Source organism: Flavobacterium chuncheonense (assembly GCF_042686145.1).
Classification (GTDB): domain Bacteria; phylum Bacteroidota; class Bacteroidia; order Flavobacteriales; family Flavobacteriaceae; genus Flavobacterium; species Flavobacterium chuncheonense.
Genome location: NZ_JBHUPC010000020.1, coordinates 71,624 through 87,142 on the forward strand (window position 1 = coordinate 71,624; position 15,519 = coordinate 87,142).

15 protein-coding genes are annotated in these 15,519 nt (G+C 30.2%); 7 read left to right on the top strand and 8 right to left on the bottom strand.

Features of this window, described 5'->3' with window-relative positions:
- Window positions 1-10 precede the first annotated feature (10 nt).
- Entirely contained in the window at window positions 11-772 is a 762-nt protein-coding gene (locus ACFS5J_RS12760) for a lipopolysaccharide kinase InaA family protein (protein ID WP_379812673.1), read from the bottom strand.
- 88 nt (window positions 773-860) lie between these two features.
- Between ACFS5J_RS12760 and ACFS5J_RS12765 the strand changes: the two genes are divergently transcribed.
- Complete coding sequence (locus ACFS5J_RS12765; protein ID WP_379812617.1) at window positions 861-1,937, top strand: glycosyltransferase family 4 protein; 1,077 nt, start codon at window positions 861-863, stop codon at window positions 1,935-1,937.
- On the opposite strand, the gene ACFS5J_RS12770 is transcribed toward ACFS5J_RS12765, so the two are convergent.
- Window positions 1,927-2,835, bottom strand: a complete 909-nt coding sequence (locus ACFS5J_RS12770) for a hypothetical protein (protein WP_379812619.1) — start codon at window positions 2,833-2,835, stop codon at window positions 1,927-1,929. The genes ACFS5J_RS12765 and ACFS5J_RS12770 overlap by 11 nt on opposite strands.
- Before the next feature lie 39 nt (window positions 2,836-2,874).
- Between ACFS5J_RS12770 and ACFS5J_RS12775 the strand changes: the two genes are divergently transcribed.
- Genes ACFS5J_RS12775 through ACFS5J_RS12785 form a run of 3 tightly spaced genes read left to right on the top strand, consistent with a single transcriptional unit; the run spans window position 2,875 to window position 5,830 of the window.
- Window positions 2,875-3,822 (top strand): hypothetical protein, encoded by a 948-nt coding sequence (locus tag ACFS5J_RS12775; protein WP_379812620.1) that lies wholly within the window; start codon window positions 2,875-2,877, stop codon window positions 3,820-3,822.
- Window positions 3,815-4,777 carry a lipopolysaccharide core biosynthesis protein rfaS gene (locus ACFS5J_RS12780; protein ID WP_379812622.1) on the top strand — a complete coding sequence of 321 codons (963 nt, stop codon included), beginning with the start codon at window positions 3,815-3,817 and terminating at the stop codon, window positions 4,775-4,777. Before ACFS5J_RS12775 ends, ACFS5J_RS12780 begins: the two co-directional genes overlap by 8 nt.
- A 3-nt stretch (window positions 4,778-4,780) precedes the next feature.
- Window positions 4,781-5,830, top strand: a complete 1,050-nt coding sequence (locus tag ACFS5J_RS12785; protein WP_379812623.1) for a glycosyltransferase — start codon at window positions 4,781-4,783, stop codon at window positions 5,828-5,830.
- Window positions 5,831-5,924: 94 nt separating this feature from the next.
- Here the strand turns inward: ACFS5J_RS12785 and ACFS5J_RS12790 are convergent, their stop codons facing one another.
- A complete protein-coding gene (locus tag ACFS5J_RS12790) occupies window positions 5,925-6,938 on the bottom strand; it encodes a glycosyltransferase (RefSeq protein ID WP_379812624.1) in 1,014 nt (337 codons plus the stop codon).
- Between the two features lie 40 nt (window positions 6,939-6,978).
- Here ACFS5J_RS12790 and ACFS5J_RS12795 point away from each other — a divergent pair, with 40 nt between their 5' ends.
- The 3 genes from ACFS5J_RS12795 to ACFS5J_RS12805 are packed head-to-tail and all read left to right on the top strand — an operon-like array spanning window position 6,979 to window position 10,030.
- Window positions 6,979-7,539 carry an L-threonylcarbamoyladenylate synthase gene (locus ACFS5J_RS12795; protein ID WP_379812626.1) on the top strand — a complete coding sequence of 187 codons (561 nt, stop codon included), beginning with the start codon at window positions 6,979-6,981 and terminating at the stop codon, window positions 7,537-7,539.
- Between the two features lie 19 nt (window positions 7,540-7,558).
- The gene (locus ACFS5J_RS12800) at window positions 7,559-8,977 is read left to right on the top strand and encodes a CCA tRNA nucleotidyltransferase (RefSeq protein ID WP_379812627.1); all 1,419 of its coding nucleotides are present in this window, start codon (window positions 7,559-7,561) and stop codon (window positions 8,975-8,977) included.
- Window positions 8,978-9,004: 27 nt separating this feature from the next.
- Window positions 9,005-10,030 (top strand): COX15/CtaA family protein, encoded by a 1,026-nt coding sequence (locus tag ACFS5J_RS12805; protein WP_379812629.1) that lies wholly within the window; start codon window positions 9,005-9,007, stop codon window positions 10,028-10,030.
- Between the two features lie 64 nt (window positions 10,031-10,094).
- Here the strand turns inward: ACFS5J_RS12805 and ACFS5J_RS12810 are convergent, their stop codons facing one another.
- From ACFS5J_RS12810 to ACFS5J_RS12830, 5 genes are all read right to left on the bottom strand, one after another.
- Complete coding sequence (locus ACFS5J_RS12810) at window positions 10,095-11,336, bottom strand: LamG-like jellyroll fold domain-containing protein (RefSeq protein WP_379812630.1); 1,242 nt, start codon at window positions 11,334-11,336, stop codon at window positions 10,095-10,097.
- 233 nt (window positions 11,337-11,569) lie between these two features.
- Complete coding sequence (locus ACFS5J_RS12815; protein WP_379812631.1) at window positions 11,570-12,790, bottom strand: LamG-like jellyroll fold domain-containing protein; 1,221 nt, start codon at window positions 12,788-12,790, stop codon at window positions 11,570-11,572.
- Window positions 12,791-13,039: 249 nt separating this feature from the next.
- Complete coding sequence (locus ACFS5J_RS12820) at window positions 13,040-14,287, bottom strand: LamG-like jellyroll fold domain-containing protein (RefSeq protein ID WP_379812632.1); 1,248 nt, start codon at window positions 14,285-14,287, stop codon at window positions 13,040-13,042.
- A gap of 119 nt (window positions 14,288-14,406) precedes the next feature.
- The gene (locus tag ACFS5J_RS12825; protein WP_379812633.1) at window positions 14,407-15,162 is read right to left on the bottom strand and encodes a LytR/AlgR family response regulator transcription factor; all 756 of its coding nucleotides are present in this window, start codon (window positions 15,160-15,162) and stop codon (window positions 14,407-14,409) included.
- Between the two features lie 31 nt (window positions 15,163-15,193).
- A complete protein-coding gene (locus tag ACFS5J_RS12830; protein ID WP_379812634.1) occupies window positions 15,194-15,508 on the bottom strand; it encodes a 2TM domain-containing protein in 315 nt (104 codons plus the stop codon).
- Between the last annotated feature and the right edge of the window lie 11 nt (window positions 15,509-15,519).

The window sequence follows — 15,519 nt, forward strand, 5'->3', positions numbered from 1 at the left end:
AGTTAAAGTATTATTTTTTCCAGAATTTTAATCTCTTTTTAATTCTTTTTTTACGGTAAAAACGATATTGAAAATCTTGTGTAAGTTTCCACATTAATTCAAAAACTTTTGATTCCTCTTCACCTGAAAGTAATGCATATTCATTACTCATTATAGCAATCATGTCCTCTCTCGGAGTTATTTTGGATAGATTTTTCATACGAGCTTTAAAATCAAGCGACTCATGAAACTTCATACGATTTAAATCTACTAAATAAAAAGAATAATTACCGTTACCATTATTCACTATTAAAGTGTTTCCAGGAGAATGATCTAGAAATTCAATTCCTTTTTCATGCATATCATAGGTAAAGCGTGTAAATTGACGTAATATATTTTCACTATCAGGATAATCGGTTTCAACCAACTCTCTATAAGTTAAATCACACTCAAGGTGTTCGCATACATAATAACTATCGTTTAAACCGATGAAATCAAAATTCTCATAATAAGCAACTGGTTCTGGCGTTCCAATTCCTTTTTTAATTAAAATTGAAGCGTACTCAAATGACCTTCTTGCTTTTGATTTTCGAAAATATTTATAAGCAACTTTATTTATTAAATTAGGAGATTTAAATGCTTTTATATTTACAGTTTTATCATCTAATTTAAATAGCTTAATTGTATTTCTTGAGCCTTGTACAAATAAAGTTCCTTCAGATTTAAATACATCAACAAAACCTTTGATGCTGTTTTTATGGGAGGTAAATTTTGAACTTATAATAAACGGCATTCTTTTTTTACCAAAAGTAGTTATTGTCTTTAATAATTCCAATTAATTGAATATTTTTACGAAAAATTAAACTTTTAAACGTTACATTTTGAAAAACAAAATACTTCTTGAGTCGCATAATTTAAACAATTTAGCTTCTGGATTAGGAACATTTAACTTTGAATTAATTAAAGCGATTTCAAACCAAAATATTGACGACTTGGATATTGTTTTAAATATCGGTAACATAACAAAGTTTAAACAAATTTTTGGCAATAAGTTTAGCTATAAACAGTATTTTACTTTCCAGAGATACCCAATGCTTTATACAAGACAAAAGTTCAACCTATGGCATTCGCTTAATCAAAACATCAAATTAGAGCCTCACCACAAATCAAAATATATTCTAACCGTTCACGACGTTAATTTCTTTGAGGAAATTTCAAACGACTATAACCACAAAAGAAATAAACTTTTTGTTGAAAAGATTAAACGTGCCGACAAAGTAGTTTACATTTCGGAATTTGCTAAAGAACAGACACACCAATACTTTGATTTGAGTGGTAAAGAAGAATCAATAATATATAATGGAAATCCAGTATTCAATCTTCTTGACACAAACAACATCTCTTCCGATTTTTTAAAAGAGAACGATCCCTTCTTTTTTTCAATTGGTGATTTTATTGAACGCAAAAATTTTGAAGCTATTGTAAAAATGATGTCTCATTTTAATGATTACAAACTAATCATTGCAGGTAACAATACCAAAAAATACGGAGAAGTCATACGTAACTTAATTATTGAGCGTAAGCTTGAAAATAAAGTATTCTTAGCTGGGAAAATATCTAATGAATTAAAACAATTTTACTTAAAAAATTGCTCAGCATTCCTTTTCCCTTCTATTAGGGAAGGTTTTGGATTGCCTCCTATTGAAGCTATGCGTTTTCAAAAACCTGTCTTTTTATCAAAATATACTTCATTACCAGAAATTGGAGGCGATGCTGCTTTTTATTGGGATAATTTTGACGAAATTGAAATGAAAGAAAAAGTAATTTCTGAACTTAATTATTTTGAAAATAATAAATCACAAATGGAGGAAAAACTTCTTAAAAGAGCATTGTATTTTAGTTGGGACAAAGCTGCTGAAGAATATCTTAAATTATATAGACAAACTCTTAATCTTTAAAATATTCTTCAAACTCTAATTTTTGCTTTTTAGGCTTGGTAAAAGTATATTTAAACCATTGCCCTATATTCTTCTTAAAGATAAAATTCTTATCCAATTGAGTAATATCTAATTCATTGATTCTGTTAGTAAAATCATGAATATTATTCCCTTTTATAAACCCAAGTGTACTCCACTGCTTACCCGTTAGGTAAAAAACATCTTTAATCTCCTTATAATTTTTTGAATTAGCTCTTCTCCACTTCTCTAAAAAAGTACTATTCAATTCATGATTATGCCCCCAGTTATTTAATTTTATTTGGAGTTCTTGTTCAGTCCTAGCTAAAGATTCGTGTAAAACATAAGTATCTACATAAATAACACGTTCACGTGTTTGCCTTGCCAATTTATAATTAGGATAATTTGTTGCCAACAATACTTTACACGTATCTTTAACATATAAAATACCATCTTCTAAATATTTATAAATGTCAATATGAAATCCTGAAATCTGGATGGGTGTTTTTTTAGGATTATCTAAAAAATGATTATACTTACGTAAGTCTTTAACAAAATCATCAAAATTCAAAACATACTCATCACTATCTATTTGAATTAACCAATTTCCTATTCCCATTTTTAATGAAAGCATGTGACGCTCTCTCGTATCATTTTGAATTGCAGTTAATTCTGGTACATAGAAATTATCTTTGTATATCTCTATTTTATTTTCGGTATCAAGTTCACTTAACCATTGAAAAAAAGAGTCATCAACTTTAAACTCATTACCACTCCACGTCAAGTTATTTATATCTTGAGCAATAAAAATCCTATCGCTATTTTCATATACAAGCGGAATCGACATTTTTAATTTCTCATAGTCGTAAGACAACAAAAAGCCTACATGAATTTTTTTCAAGCTAATAATATATTATTTTTGACAAAATTACTAAAATAAATGAGAATCGCTGTTATAAGTTTCGACTATTGGGGTTACGATGAAAAAATTACAACCGAATTACTTAATCAAGGACATGAAGCGATACACGTAAAATTAAGTGATTTTACATATCGGTATAAAAATAAAACCGAAAAAATTATAAATTTCATTTCCAAAACATTCCTTGGGAAAAATGTAAAAAAAATAAAAGCTGAAGAGTTTATTTTAAGTACTCTAAAATCATCCTCAAAATTTGACTACATCCTTGTGATTAACCCAGAGCGGATTAGCAAAAAAACACATCTGAAAATAAAAAAATTCAGTAATAAATACATTGCTTATTTATACGACAGTTTAAAAAGGCACAATGCTAAAAATCTCTTATATGGTGTATTTGATAAAATTTACTCATTTGACAAAAAGGATGTAAAAGAATACCAATTGGCCTTTTTGCCCAATTACATTCATTTACCTAAAAATAGAAATAATACAAAATCTAAAAGATGCGTTTTTTCAATTTCCTCAATAGATGAAAGACTTGAAACCTATAATACTATCGCTCAAAAATTATCTGACTTACAAATTTCTTTTAAGTTTCTTTTTTTTGACAAAAAATTAAACGCAAATTTGCACCCCGAAGCTATTTTTACCACAGAAAAATTGAGTCAAGATGACATCATGAAAGAAATTTCAGATTCAGACATCATTTTAGATATAGTTAGAGAAAATCAAATTGGCCTTAGTTTTAGAATATTTGATGCTTTAGCATTGGGAAAAAAAATTATTACAACTAACAAGGATATTAAAAATTACGATTTTTACATCCCTCAAAATATTTTAATCATTGATAAAAACAATATTGTAATTGACACTCATTTTTTTAAAACAGAGTATCAACAAATTCCAGATACTATATACGAAAAATACACGTTAAGAAACTGGATTAAAACAATTTTTAATGGATAAGAAAAGATTATTATATATTGCCCCAGATCATTATAGTTTCTATAAAGTTATCTTAGAAGGTTTCCAAAAATACAGCCAACATGAAGTACAATTTGTTTACTCCAATAAATCTGAAAATTTTAAGTACAAAAATATTTTTGAACGAGTATATAACTTTTTTTTAAAAACGTTTACAGGGAAAAATATCAAAAAACTTTATAAAGAACAGTATTTTGAAAAAAAGGTAAACGAGTATAAAAAGTACGATATTGTTTACATAAACAGACCTGACATTCTTTCTGATGAACAACTTGATAGCATTACATCCAAATGTGATAAATCTATAGTGTATTATTGGGATAGTTTCGAGAAAATTGATGGACAATTTGAGACTATGAAATATTTTGATAAAGTCTACAGTTTCGACAAATTTGACTGTGAAAAATACGGTATGATTAAAGGTCATAATTTTTTCTATGTTACAGAAACCATTAATAATCCTCAGTACGATGTTTTCTTTTTAGGAACTTATGATAGTAGATTTGAAAATTTAATTTCGATACTTGAAAAAATCAACAACCAAGGTATAAATGTTCATGCAACACTTTTCACCTATGATGTTAATCTTTCAAAGGAAATTAAACACAAAAACATATCTTTTATTCACAAAATTGTCCCATTTAATGAGGCTTACACTTTCAATCTAAATACTAAAATTATTTTAGATATTCAACACGACACTCAAGTTGGACTTTCATTTCGCCCTTATGAAGCTATGGGATTGAAAAAGAAATTAATCACGACAAACCCTCATATTAAAGAATACGATTTTTACAATCCTAAAAATATTTTTATTTGGGAAAAAGACACACAAGAAATTCCAAGTGACTTTTTAAATTCTCCTTATGAAGAACTACCCGAAGAGATTTATAACAAATATAAACTTGAAAATTGGGTTAAAACAATACTATCTTAAACCATGAAGCAAAAACTATACTTTATTTGTACAGACGGTAAAACACCTGCTGGTGGGGTTAAACAAATTTACAGACAAGTCGATATACTCAATAAAAATGGGTACGATGCTTGTGTTGTACATCGAAAAAAAGGATTTCGTCATAAATGGTTTAAAAATGAAACTAAAATAATCTACAATCTTTCATTGTTTAAAGACATAGAGAATATTATTTTAAAAAAAGAATTCAAGCCTTACAAGGCTGTGAAAAATTATATTCGCTCAAAAAATGATGATGTAATTGAAGAAAGTGGTATTATAATTTTTCCAGAAATATATGGTCCTACAATCAATTTGATTTTACCAAATATGAAAAAAGTTGTTTTTAACCAAAATTGCTTTTATACATTTGATAATTGTGAACCAAATATTATTTCTTCAAGTTCAATTTACAAAAACGATACTAATTTTTTAGGTACGATAGTAGTTTCAGAAAATTCAAAAAACTATATTGAATTTGCTTTTCCCAATACTAAGGTATATCGAATAAAATTAGGCATCGATAATCAAAAATTCTTTTATAATCAAACAGCAAAAGAAAAGCTAATAGCTTATATGCCAAGAAAAAGAAAAGACGATATAACCCAAATCATTCAAATACTTCACTCAAGAAACAATTTAAACAATTGGAATTTTATTGAGATTGACAACAAAACCGAAGACGAAGTTGCTACTATTCTTAACAAGAGTACCTTTTTTCTAAGTTTGAATCATAAAGAAGGTTTTGGCCTACCACCAGCAGAAGCAATGGCTTCTGGTTGTATTACTATTGGATTTACTGGGCATGGTGGAAAAGAATATTTTAAACCTGAATTTACATATGAAATTGAGGATGGCAATATTATTGAATTTATTAGTCAGGTAGAAAAAACTATAAATGCTTACGATAACAATCCTAATGAATTTGAAAGAAAAGCAAAAGCTGCATCAATGTTTATAAAAACAAACTATAACATGGAAGAAGAGGAAAAAAGTATAATTACAGTTTGGGACCAACTACTAAAAAACCAATAAATTTACTCTACTATAATAAACAAACAACCTTACCTAAGTAATTTTGCTATGTATGAAAAGCATTAAACTTATGTAAAGGTTTCTAAGCCAGGCATTAAACACTTGCCTTGTAATAATTTTTATAAAATCTTTTTACAAATTTACGCGCAAGACTATTACCAAAACTAAATTTCAACGATCTGAAAACAGTATTCTTTTTAATAATGTCTTTATTTAGAATACAATCATTAACTAACGCTAAATATTTATCCACAGAAGCGCTCATTGATAAATTATCAACTATAAAATTTCTTAAAACTTCTCCATCAGTTTTTTTATACTTTTTGAATTCTTTAACCATCATTTCTTTTGTCATTTTCATTTTATAAAAACGACCCGAGCAATTGTTTACCAAACTATTAGCTAGTTTATCAACTACATAACCATCTGCAAAAGACTCAGCATAAGGCCTTTGATCATATATAATTACAGGTCTACCACAAGCCATTGCCTCATAAGCAGATCTGCCCAACCCAACAACCATATCACTTTTATTAATTAAATCCTCTATTTCCCAAGTACGATTTTCGAATTTTTCAATACACAAAAAGTCAACTTTCAATTCATCACATACATCCTTTAAAAAGGAATTAGCTGATTCAGAATGACACAGACTTAAAACTGATTTCAAATTATCATTTAGTGCTTTCTTAGAATAAAATCGATCTGTATTTATACCATTCATAATAATAGCAGATGGAAAACCTTTTACAGCTAAATAATTAGCGACTTCTTGAGAAATAGCAACATGGAAATCAGCAAAAATGGAAGGCTGTTCGAGATCAGGATAAATACCATGACAGGTTTGAACAACTAAACCTTTATCCTTAAGAAACCTAACACAAGTGTTATGATTTGCCAAAACCAAGTCATAAGAGTCCTTACTCATAAAACCAACATTTAGCTTTTGCTCAATCAGTTTTGAAAAATTACCCTTAACAAAAGTAAAATACTCCACATCAAAACCTTTTGCAAGTAAACCTTCAATTAAAGCAAAAGTAAAAGTTTCACTACCTCCAAAATAATCCAAATGATTATTTGCAACTAAAACAGATTTAATTTCTGTCATGGCTCGTTTTATATTATTTTTGTAAAAATAACAATTAAATATGAACTCTGAAGTACACAATGCATTTGAAGTTATTAAAAATGGTGGCATTATCCTCTATCCTACTGATACGGTTTGGGGAATTGGATGTGATGCTACAAATGAAGAAGCTGTAAAGAAAATTTTTGCGTTGAAACAACGTGCCGAAAGTAAAAGCATGATTGTTTTAGTAAATGGAGAACGTATGATGCATCAGGTTTTTAATGAAATTCCAGAAGTAGCTTGGCAAATTCTTGATTTTGCAGAAAAACCAACAACACTTATTTTGGATAAACCCAAAAATGTTGCAAAAAACATTATTGCGGAAGACAATTCTTTAGCTGTTCGAATGGTTACTGAACCATTTTGCTTCAAACTAATGGAACGCATGAAAAAACCTTTAGTTTCAACTTCTGCTAACCTTTCTGGAATGCCTACGCCTAAATCTTTCAAAGAAATAAGTCCCGAAATTTTAAAAGGTGTTGACTATGTAGTAAATTTGCACCACGAAAAAATTTGCAGTAATCCTTCAACCATTATAAAGTTAACTTTAGACAGTCAAGTAAAGGTAATTCGCAAATAATTTTGTTTAATGTTTGACAATGAACTACAAAGAAGAATTACAACATAAGATATTTAATATAATTTCAAAAGCTGCTCAAGAACTAAATTTAGAATGTTATGTGATTGGTGGCTTTGTTCGTGATGTATTATTAAGTAGAAACCACAAAAAAGATATCGACATCGTTGCTGTAGGCAGCGGAATAGAATTAGCATTAAAAGTTTCGGAATTGATTCCAAAAAAACCTAAAGTTCAGGTTTTTAAAAATTACGGGACGGCAATGCTACGCTATGATGATATGGATATCGAATTTGTAGGAGCTCGCAAGGAATCTTACAATCATGATAGCCGAAATCCAATAGTTGAAAATGGTACGTTACAAGATGACCAGGAACGTCGTGATTTCACTATCAACGCTTTAGCTTTTTCTCTTAATGAGAATAATTTTGGCGAATTAGTCGATCCTTTCAATGGTGTTGACGATTTAGAAAATAAAATCATTAAAACACCTTTAAATCCAGATATCACATATTCAGACGATCCATTACGAATGATGCGTGCCATCAGATTTGCAACGCAATTGAATTTTGAAATTGAAACTTCTTCTTTGGAAGCCATTGCGCGTAATAAAGAACGTATTAAAATAATTTCCGGAGAACGAATTGTTGACGAGTTGAATAAAATTCTTTCAACTCCAAAACCTTCCATTGGTTTTTTACACTTGTATCAAACAGGACTTTTAGATTATATACTACCTGAATTGACTGCTTTAAATCAGGTTGAAGAAATAGAAGGTCACACCCATAAAAACAATTTTTATCATACACTAGAGGTAGTAGATAATATTTGTTTAAATACCGATGACGTTTGGTTGCGTTGGGCTGCACTATTGCATGATATTGGAAAAGCACCAACAAAAAAATTCAACAAAAAGCAAGGTTGGACATTTCACGGTCATGAATTTTTAGGTGGAAAAATGGTAAAACGTATATTCCAACGCTTACACATGCCATTAAACCAAAAGATGAGATTTGTTCAAAAAATGGTTACCATGAGTTCGCGTCCAATTGTTTTAGCGGAAGATGCAGTAACAGATTCAGCGGTAAGACGTTTAGTTTTTGATGCTGGAGAAGATGTTGAAAACTTGATGACGCTTTGTGAAGCCGATATCACCACAAAAAACCCGAAAAAATTTCAAAAATATCACAACAATTTTAAAGTTGTAAGACAAAAAATTGTAGAAGTTGAAGAGCGTGATCACGTGAGAAATTTTCAACCTCCAATTACGGGTGAAGAAATCATGAGTCTTTTTAGTTTAAAACCAGGTAGAGAAATTGGAGTATTAAAAGAAGCTGTTAAAGAAGCTATCCTTGAAGGTGTAATCCCAAATGAATACGAAGCCGCCTTAGCATTCGTAATAAAGCAAGCTGAAAAAATGGGATTGCAAAAAGTAGAGTAAACATATTACATTCTAAAAACAGAATTTATGAAAAATAACAAACCGGTTATCATTTGGCTATTGAGTGGTTGTGCACTACTTTTCATTATGGTAATGGTTGGTGGAATCACCCGATTAACCAATTCAGGATTATCCATGACGGATTGGCATTTGATTACAGATACATTTCCTCCACTTACAGAAGAAAAATGGAACGAGGCTTTTGATGCGTATAAAACTTTTCCAGAATATCAGAAAATCAACCAATATAAAGAAGGCGGGTTCAATTTATCCGATTATAAATTCATCTACTTTTGGGAATGGTTTCACCGTTTTATCGGACGTATTATAGGAATCGTTTTTATTATCCCATTTCTTTATTTTTTAATTAAGAAAAAACTAGAGACCTCAACAATTAAAAAGTGTGTCGTCTTACTTTTAATGGGAGGTTTTCAAGGTTTTCTTGGATGGTTTATGGTTAGAAGTGGATTGATTGACAATCCAGATGTAAGCCACTTTAGACTAGCTTTACACTTAACTTTCGCATTCATCACATTCGCGTACACACTTTGGGTTGCCTTAGATTTAATTTATCCCAAAAAAAATGAAATCATAACCCCTTTACGCAAAATTGCTCGAATTGCACTTGTATTTTTAATAATTCAAATCATTTATGGAGGTTTTGTTGCTGGGTTAAATGCAGGTTTAGTACACAATCATTGGCCACTTATGAGTGATGGTCAATTTTTCCATGAAAGTATACAATTGGAACAGCCAACACTTTTAAAAGCATTTACAGAAGGTAAAAGTGGGGTACAGTTTATCCACCGTACGTTTGCCTATGTTGTAGTTTTTATAATGGTTTTACTATTTTTCAAAAGTAAAAAGTACTCATTAAAAAAACAGCAAATCAAAGGAGTAAACAGTCTTATAGTTATTGTTCTAATTCAATTTGTATTAGGCATTCTCACCCTTTTATTGCATGTCCCACTTTGGTTAGGACTTGCACACCAATTAGTCGCTTTTGCATTATTATCGACTATGGTTTATACACTTCATCGCTTTAGTAAATAAACCATGCAACTATAAATAAAAAAGAGCTCTAAAATTTGAGCTCTTTTTTTATAATATTAAATATTCACTGTAGCTTTAAAATTCGCTTCACAGTCTTTTCTCCTGTATTAGTAGTGATTTCAACAAAGTAAACACCAGCAGCAAAATCTACAGCTTGTGATACTTGATTTGTATTTGAATAAAAATTCGTTGTAATAACTTGTCCTAAACTATTAATAACTTTTACATCAACTTCTTCATAAACCTCTCCTAAGTTCAAATTGAACGCTGAACCTACTGGATTCGGATAAAGTGAAATCTTATTATCAAAATCAAATGAATTAGAACTTAAAGTAGTAACTTGAATACAGTTTGAAACGGTCATACAACCGTTCAAATTAATATTTACTGCATAATTTCCAACTGCAGAAGGCGTATATGTTTGTGCATTTGCTCCTGCAATCTCAGCATTACCATTATCACAATCTACCCATTGATAGGATGCACCTACTTGAGTAGCCGTTAAAATTCCAGCATTATTGGATACTGTATTATCAATAGTAGTCAATGTCAAACTTTCTCCATCAACAAAATTTGATGTAGTTCCTGATAAGGCAAAACCATTTAAAGTCCCAGTATAATTACTCCCTGAATAATCACTTACAGTAGTCAAACCAGTATTGGCTCCTTCCGCTATTCCTTCATTAAATTTAAAATAAGCTACCAAACCTGTTTGAGGTGAACAGAACTCTGTATTCATATCAGTAGTAATTTGTGCTTGCGTTTTTGCAAAATTCCATACCCTAACCTCATCTATTGCACCTTGAAAATGTCCTGTGCCATCAATTCTTTGACCTATTCTCAAATTAGTTGAAGTTCCCGTATTTGTAGAAACAGTTAAATTACCCGCAGTATCCAACACTCCGTCTACATATAAAGACACCGATGTAGATGTAGAAGCCCCTGCAGGATTCCAAACTACTGCAACATGATGCCAGTTACCATCATTAACGGCTATTGTCCCTGACAAACCATTACCTCCAACTTCTAGCCGAATAGCATTACTCCATAGTAAATTGAATGTGAAGCGATAACCATTTGGTGAAAAGCTACCCCAATCCGTAATAACACTTTGTCCCATACCTCCAGGTTGTGAATCTTTAGTAGTTTTAATCCAAGCTTCAACCGTTCTAGCAGCATTACCACTCATCGGTAATACATTGGTTTGAACGTAATCATTTACTCCATCAAAATTTAAAGCATTTTGAGCTTCAACATTACTAAATAACCCAGCTGTTAAAGCAAATAAAAGTATTTTTTTTTTCATTTGTATAACTATTTATGATTAACACATCTAATGTATAAGTTTTTTTTAAAAAAAACTTATACACACACACTTATATAACTAAAAAACAAAATAAACGTTAAATAATAAAAACACAGTTACCTTTTTAACAAAAAATACAACTATATTAATTTACTAATATCCTCCGTAAATTAAAAAAGGAGCACTTTAAAAGTGCTCCTTTTTTATTATTTTTTAAATAATTTAAAACATAATTACTGTTTAATAATGCGTTTTACTGCTTTTTCTCCAGTATTCGTAGTAATTTCAACAAAATACACACCCGATCCAAAATCTATTTCTTGTAATACTTGATTTGTATTTGAATAAGATTGTGTTACGACAACTTGCCCTAAACTATTAATTACTTTCACCGAAACCGATTCATAGGTCTCTTCCAAATTCAAATTAAAAATAGAAGTAACAGGATTTGGATATATTGTAATTTTATTATCAAAATCAAAAGAGCTAGAGCTTAAAGTAGTCACTTGAATACAATTTGAGACTACTGTACAACCATTCAAAGTGACATTAACGGCATAATTTCCATTTGCAGTTGGACTAAATGTTTGAGCATTTTCACCTGAAATAATTGCATTCCCATTATCACAATCCACCCATTGATAAGTAGCACCTGTTTGTGTTGCTGTTAAAATACCATTATTATTAGTAGCTCCGTTATCAATGCCATTCAACGCTAAATTTGGTCCCGTAACATAATTTGAAGCCGTTCCAGTCAAAGTAAATCCATTTAAAGTTCCTGTATCTGTTGTTCCCACGATATCATTGATGCTTGTTATTATAGAATTATCAACATTAGCAGCTCCTTCGTTTAATTTGTAATAATCAACTAGTCCTGTTGGCAATGAACAATATTGAGCATCCATATCATTTTGAATTTCAATCTGCGTTCGTGCAACATTCCAAACTCGGAAATCAGCTATTGATCCATTAAAATAGATATTACTTCCTGTAACTCGATTTCCAATTTTAATCATTTCATTTCCTGTTGGTGTATTAACACCTGATAAATTACCAGTACCCACTTGTAACCCATCTATATAAAGATAGCCTGTACCTGAATCCAGTACAAAAGCAACATGTGTCCAAACACCTGGGGTAATATCATTTGCATTACTTGAAATGTTTCCATTTGTTCCTCCTGAAACAAACGAAAGCGCACGAGTACCTGTTACCAAGAATGTGTTTCTTGAACCAGAAGCATTTACTCCATAATCAGAAATACATAAATTTGAAGCAGATGCAGTAGGACTTACATAAACCCAAGCTTCAAAAGTACGATTTGATGTACCCAGAACTCCTTGTGAAGTAGTTTGAATGTAATCATTAGTACCGTCAAAATTTAACGCAGTTTGTGCATTAGCAATTGAGAAAAAACCTGCTGTTAAAGCAAAAAGGAGTAGTTTTTTTTTCATTGGTTTGATATAATTTAAAATTAATTGTACTAAAATAAGCCGCCTTTGGGTGTAAAAAAATTTTTTACACTATTATAACTTTTAAACATATATTATGTTAAATATAAATCAAAATAGAAAAAACACCTTTAAAGTTAACGATTGCAAAAAAAAAGTAACTTTTTGATTTTTTTAAAAGTTATAATAAAAAAGGAGCACTCATAAAGTGCCCCCTCCTAATTAAAAATAGATAAGTACTAAAACATTTAGTTACTGCTTTATAATTCTTTTCACTGCTTTTTCCCCTGTATTAGTTGTAATTTCAACAAAATAAACACCAGATGAAAAATCTACAGTTTGTGAAACTTGATTTGTATTTGAATATGACTGCGCTGCAACAACTTGCCCTAAACTATTTATTACTTTTACCGAAACCTCTTCGAAAGTCTCATCTAAATTCAAATTTAATATTGAACTTAAAGGATTTGGATAAATTGTAATTTTATTATTAAAGTCAAATGAATTTGAACTTAGAGATGTTACTTGAATACAATTTGAAATAGTCTCACATCCATTCAAATTAATATTTACAGCATAATTTCCATTTACAGAAGGACTAAATGTTTGTGCATTTTCACCTGAAATTAATGCATTTCCATTATCACAATCAACCCACTGGTAAGTTGCTCCCGTTTGAGTAGCTGTTAAAACACCCCCATTATTTGTTACGGTATTATCAACTGTTGTTAAAGTTAAATTTCCTCCCGCAACAAAATTTGAAGTTGTCCCTGTTAAAGCAAAGTTATTTAATGTACCGGTATAATTCCCACCGGAATTATCATTTATAGTAGTCAATCCAGTATTGACTCCTTCTACTACACCTTCATTAAATTTGAAATAAGTAACTAAACCCGATTGTGATGAACAAAACTCAGTATTCATATCATTTGCAATTTGCGTTTGTGTTTTTGCAAAATTCCAAACCCTTACCTCATCGATTGAACCTTGAAAAGGTCCTGTTCCGTCAATTCTTTGACCAATTCTTAAATTTGTAGTAGCACCTGTATTAACATTAACTGTTAAATTCCCAGTAACATCTAAAATTCCATCAACATATAAAGAAACTGAAGTTGAAGTTGAAACGGCAGCTGGGTCCCAAACCACTGCTACATGATGCCAGTTTCCGTCATTTACAGCAATATTTCCAGAGATACCATTTCCTGCGACTTCTAAACGAATAGCATTATTAAATAAAAGGTTAAAAGTAAAACGATAACCGTTAGGAGAAATAGATCCCCAATCTGTAATTACACTTTGTCCTAAACCTCCCTGACCTGTTGGCAATGAATTTTTTGTTGTTTTAATCCAAGCTTCAACAGTTCGAGCAGTATTACCAGTCATGGGTAACACATCAGTTTGAACATAATCGTTTACTCCGTCAAAATGTAGCGCTTTTTGCGCATAAGAAGCTGTAAAAAGACCTGCAGAAAATGCAAATACAAGTAATTTTTTTTTCATTGATTTGTTTTATTTATCGATTTGGGACACCAAAATATAAGTTTTCATTTACAAGAAAAAAAAAATAACGTTTTATAACTTTTACATACAAATTATGTTAAAAAATTACAAAACAAATATTAATTATCAATCCAATTTTTAAAATCGTTTACACGCTCTCTCGACACTATAACTTCATCAGTTTTAAAAGTAGCTAAAATAACTTTCAATCTGGAGTTTGAATAAAGTTGTATTTCTTGGATTGCTTTTATTGAAACAATATACTTCCTACTTACACGGTAAAAAGCTTCAGCATCCAACTCAGTTTCTAAAACCTCTAATGTCGTATCCAACAAATAATCACGATTATCGAAAGTATGCAGATAAATTCCCTTATTTTCACTATAAAAACACTCTACACTTTCAATAGGTATTACTTTTATTTGATTCCCTATTTTAACAGAAAAGCGTGACTTATACTCTCTTGCTATTGGTTTTTGTATCATCCGCTTTACAGCTTCAAAATCAAACCCAGATATAGTTACTTGAGTTCGCGTTTTAAATTTTTCAATTGCGGTTAGCAACTCATTATCATCAATAGGCTTTAATAGGTAATCAATACTATTTAATTTAAATGCTTTCAATGCATATTCGTCATAAGCAGTAGTAAAAATTACAGCACTATGGATTTCAATAGACTCAAAAATTTCAAATGATAATCCATCTGATAATTGTATATCTAAAAAAATTAAATCAGGATGAGGATTATTAGCAAGCCAACTTATAGCTTCTTCCACTGTATGCAGCATTTTATTTAGGTTATACCCCAATTTCTCAACTTTACGTTGCAGTAATCGTGCTGCAGGTTTTTCATCTTCAATTATGATAATATTCATTTGTTTTTTAAATAATTAAATGGAGTGAATTCTATTTCCAATTTCCATTGCTATTTTTTTCTTTCTCCATAAGCTCTCTTATTTTTCTTTTTTCCCAACTAGATCCCATAATGGTATTAGGTAAAAAAACTGCTGCTCCATGCGCCAATAAACCTAATCCCCAAAAAAATGTTGGCATAAAAATATGAAAATGTTCTTTACCTAGCTTTGCGCCATTTAAATTGATGATTATAATTATAAGATTAACGATAACATAGAGTATAGCATGTGTATAAAATCGCTTAATGCGTTTCACTTTTTTAAAAGCCCTATCGTATCGCTCTTGTTTGTTATATTTATTTTCCATGATAATTTAAT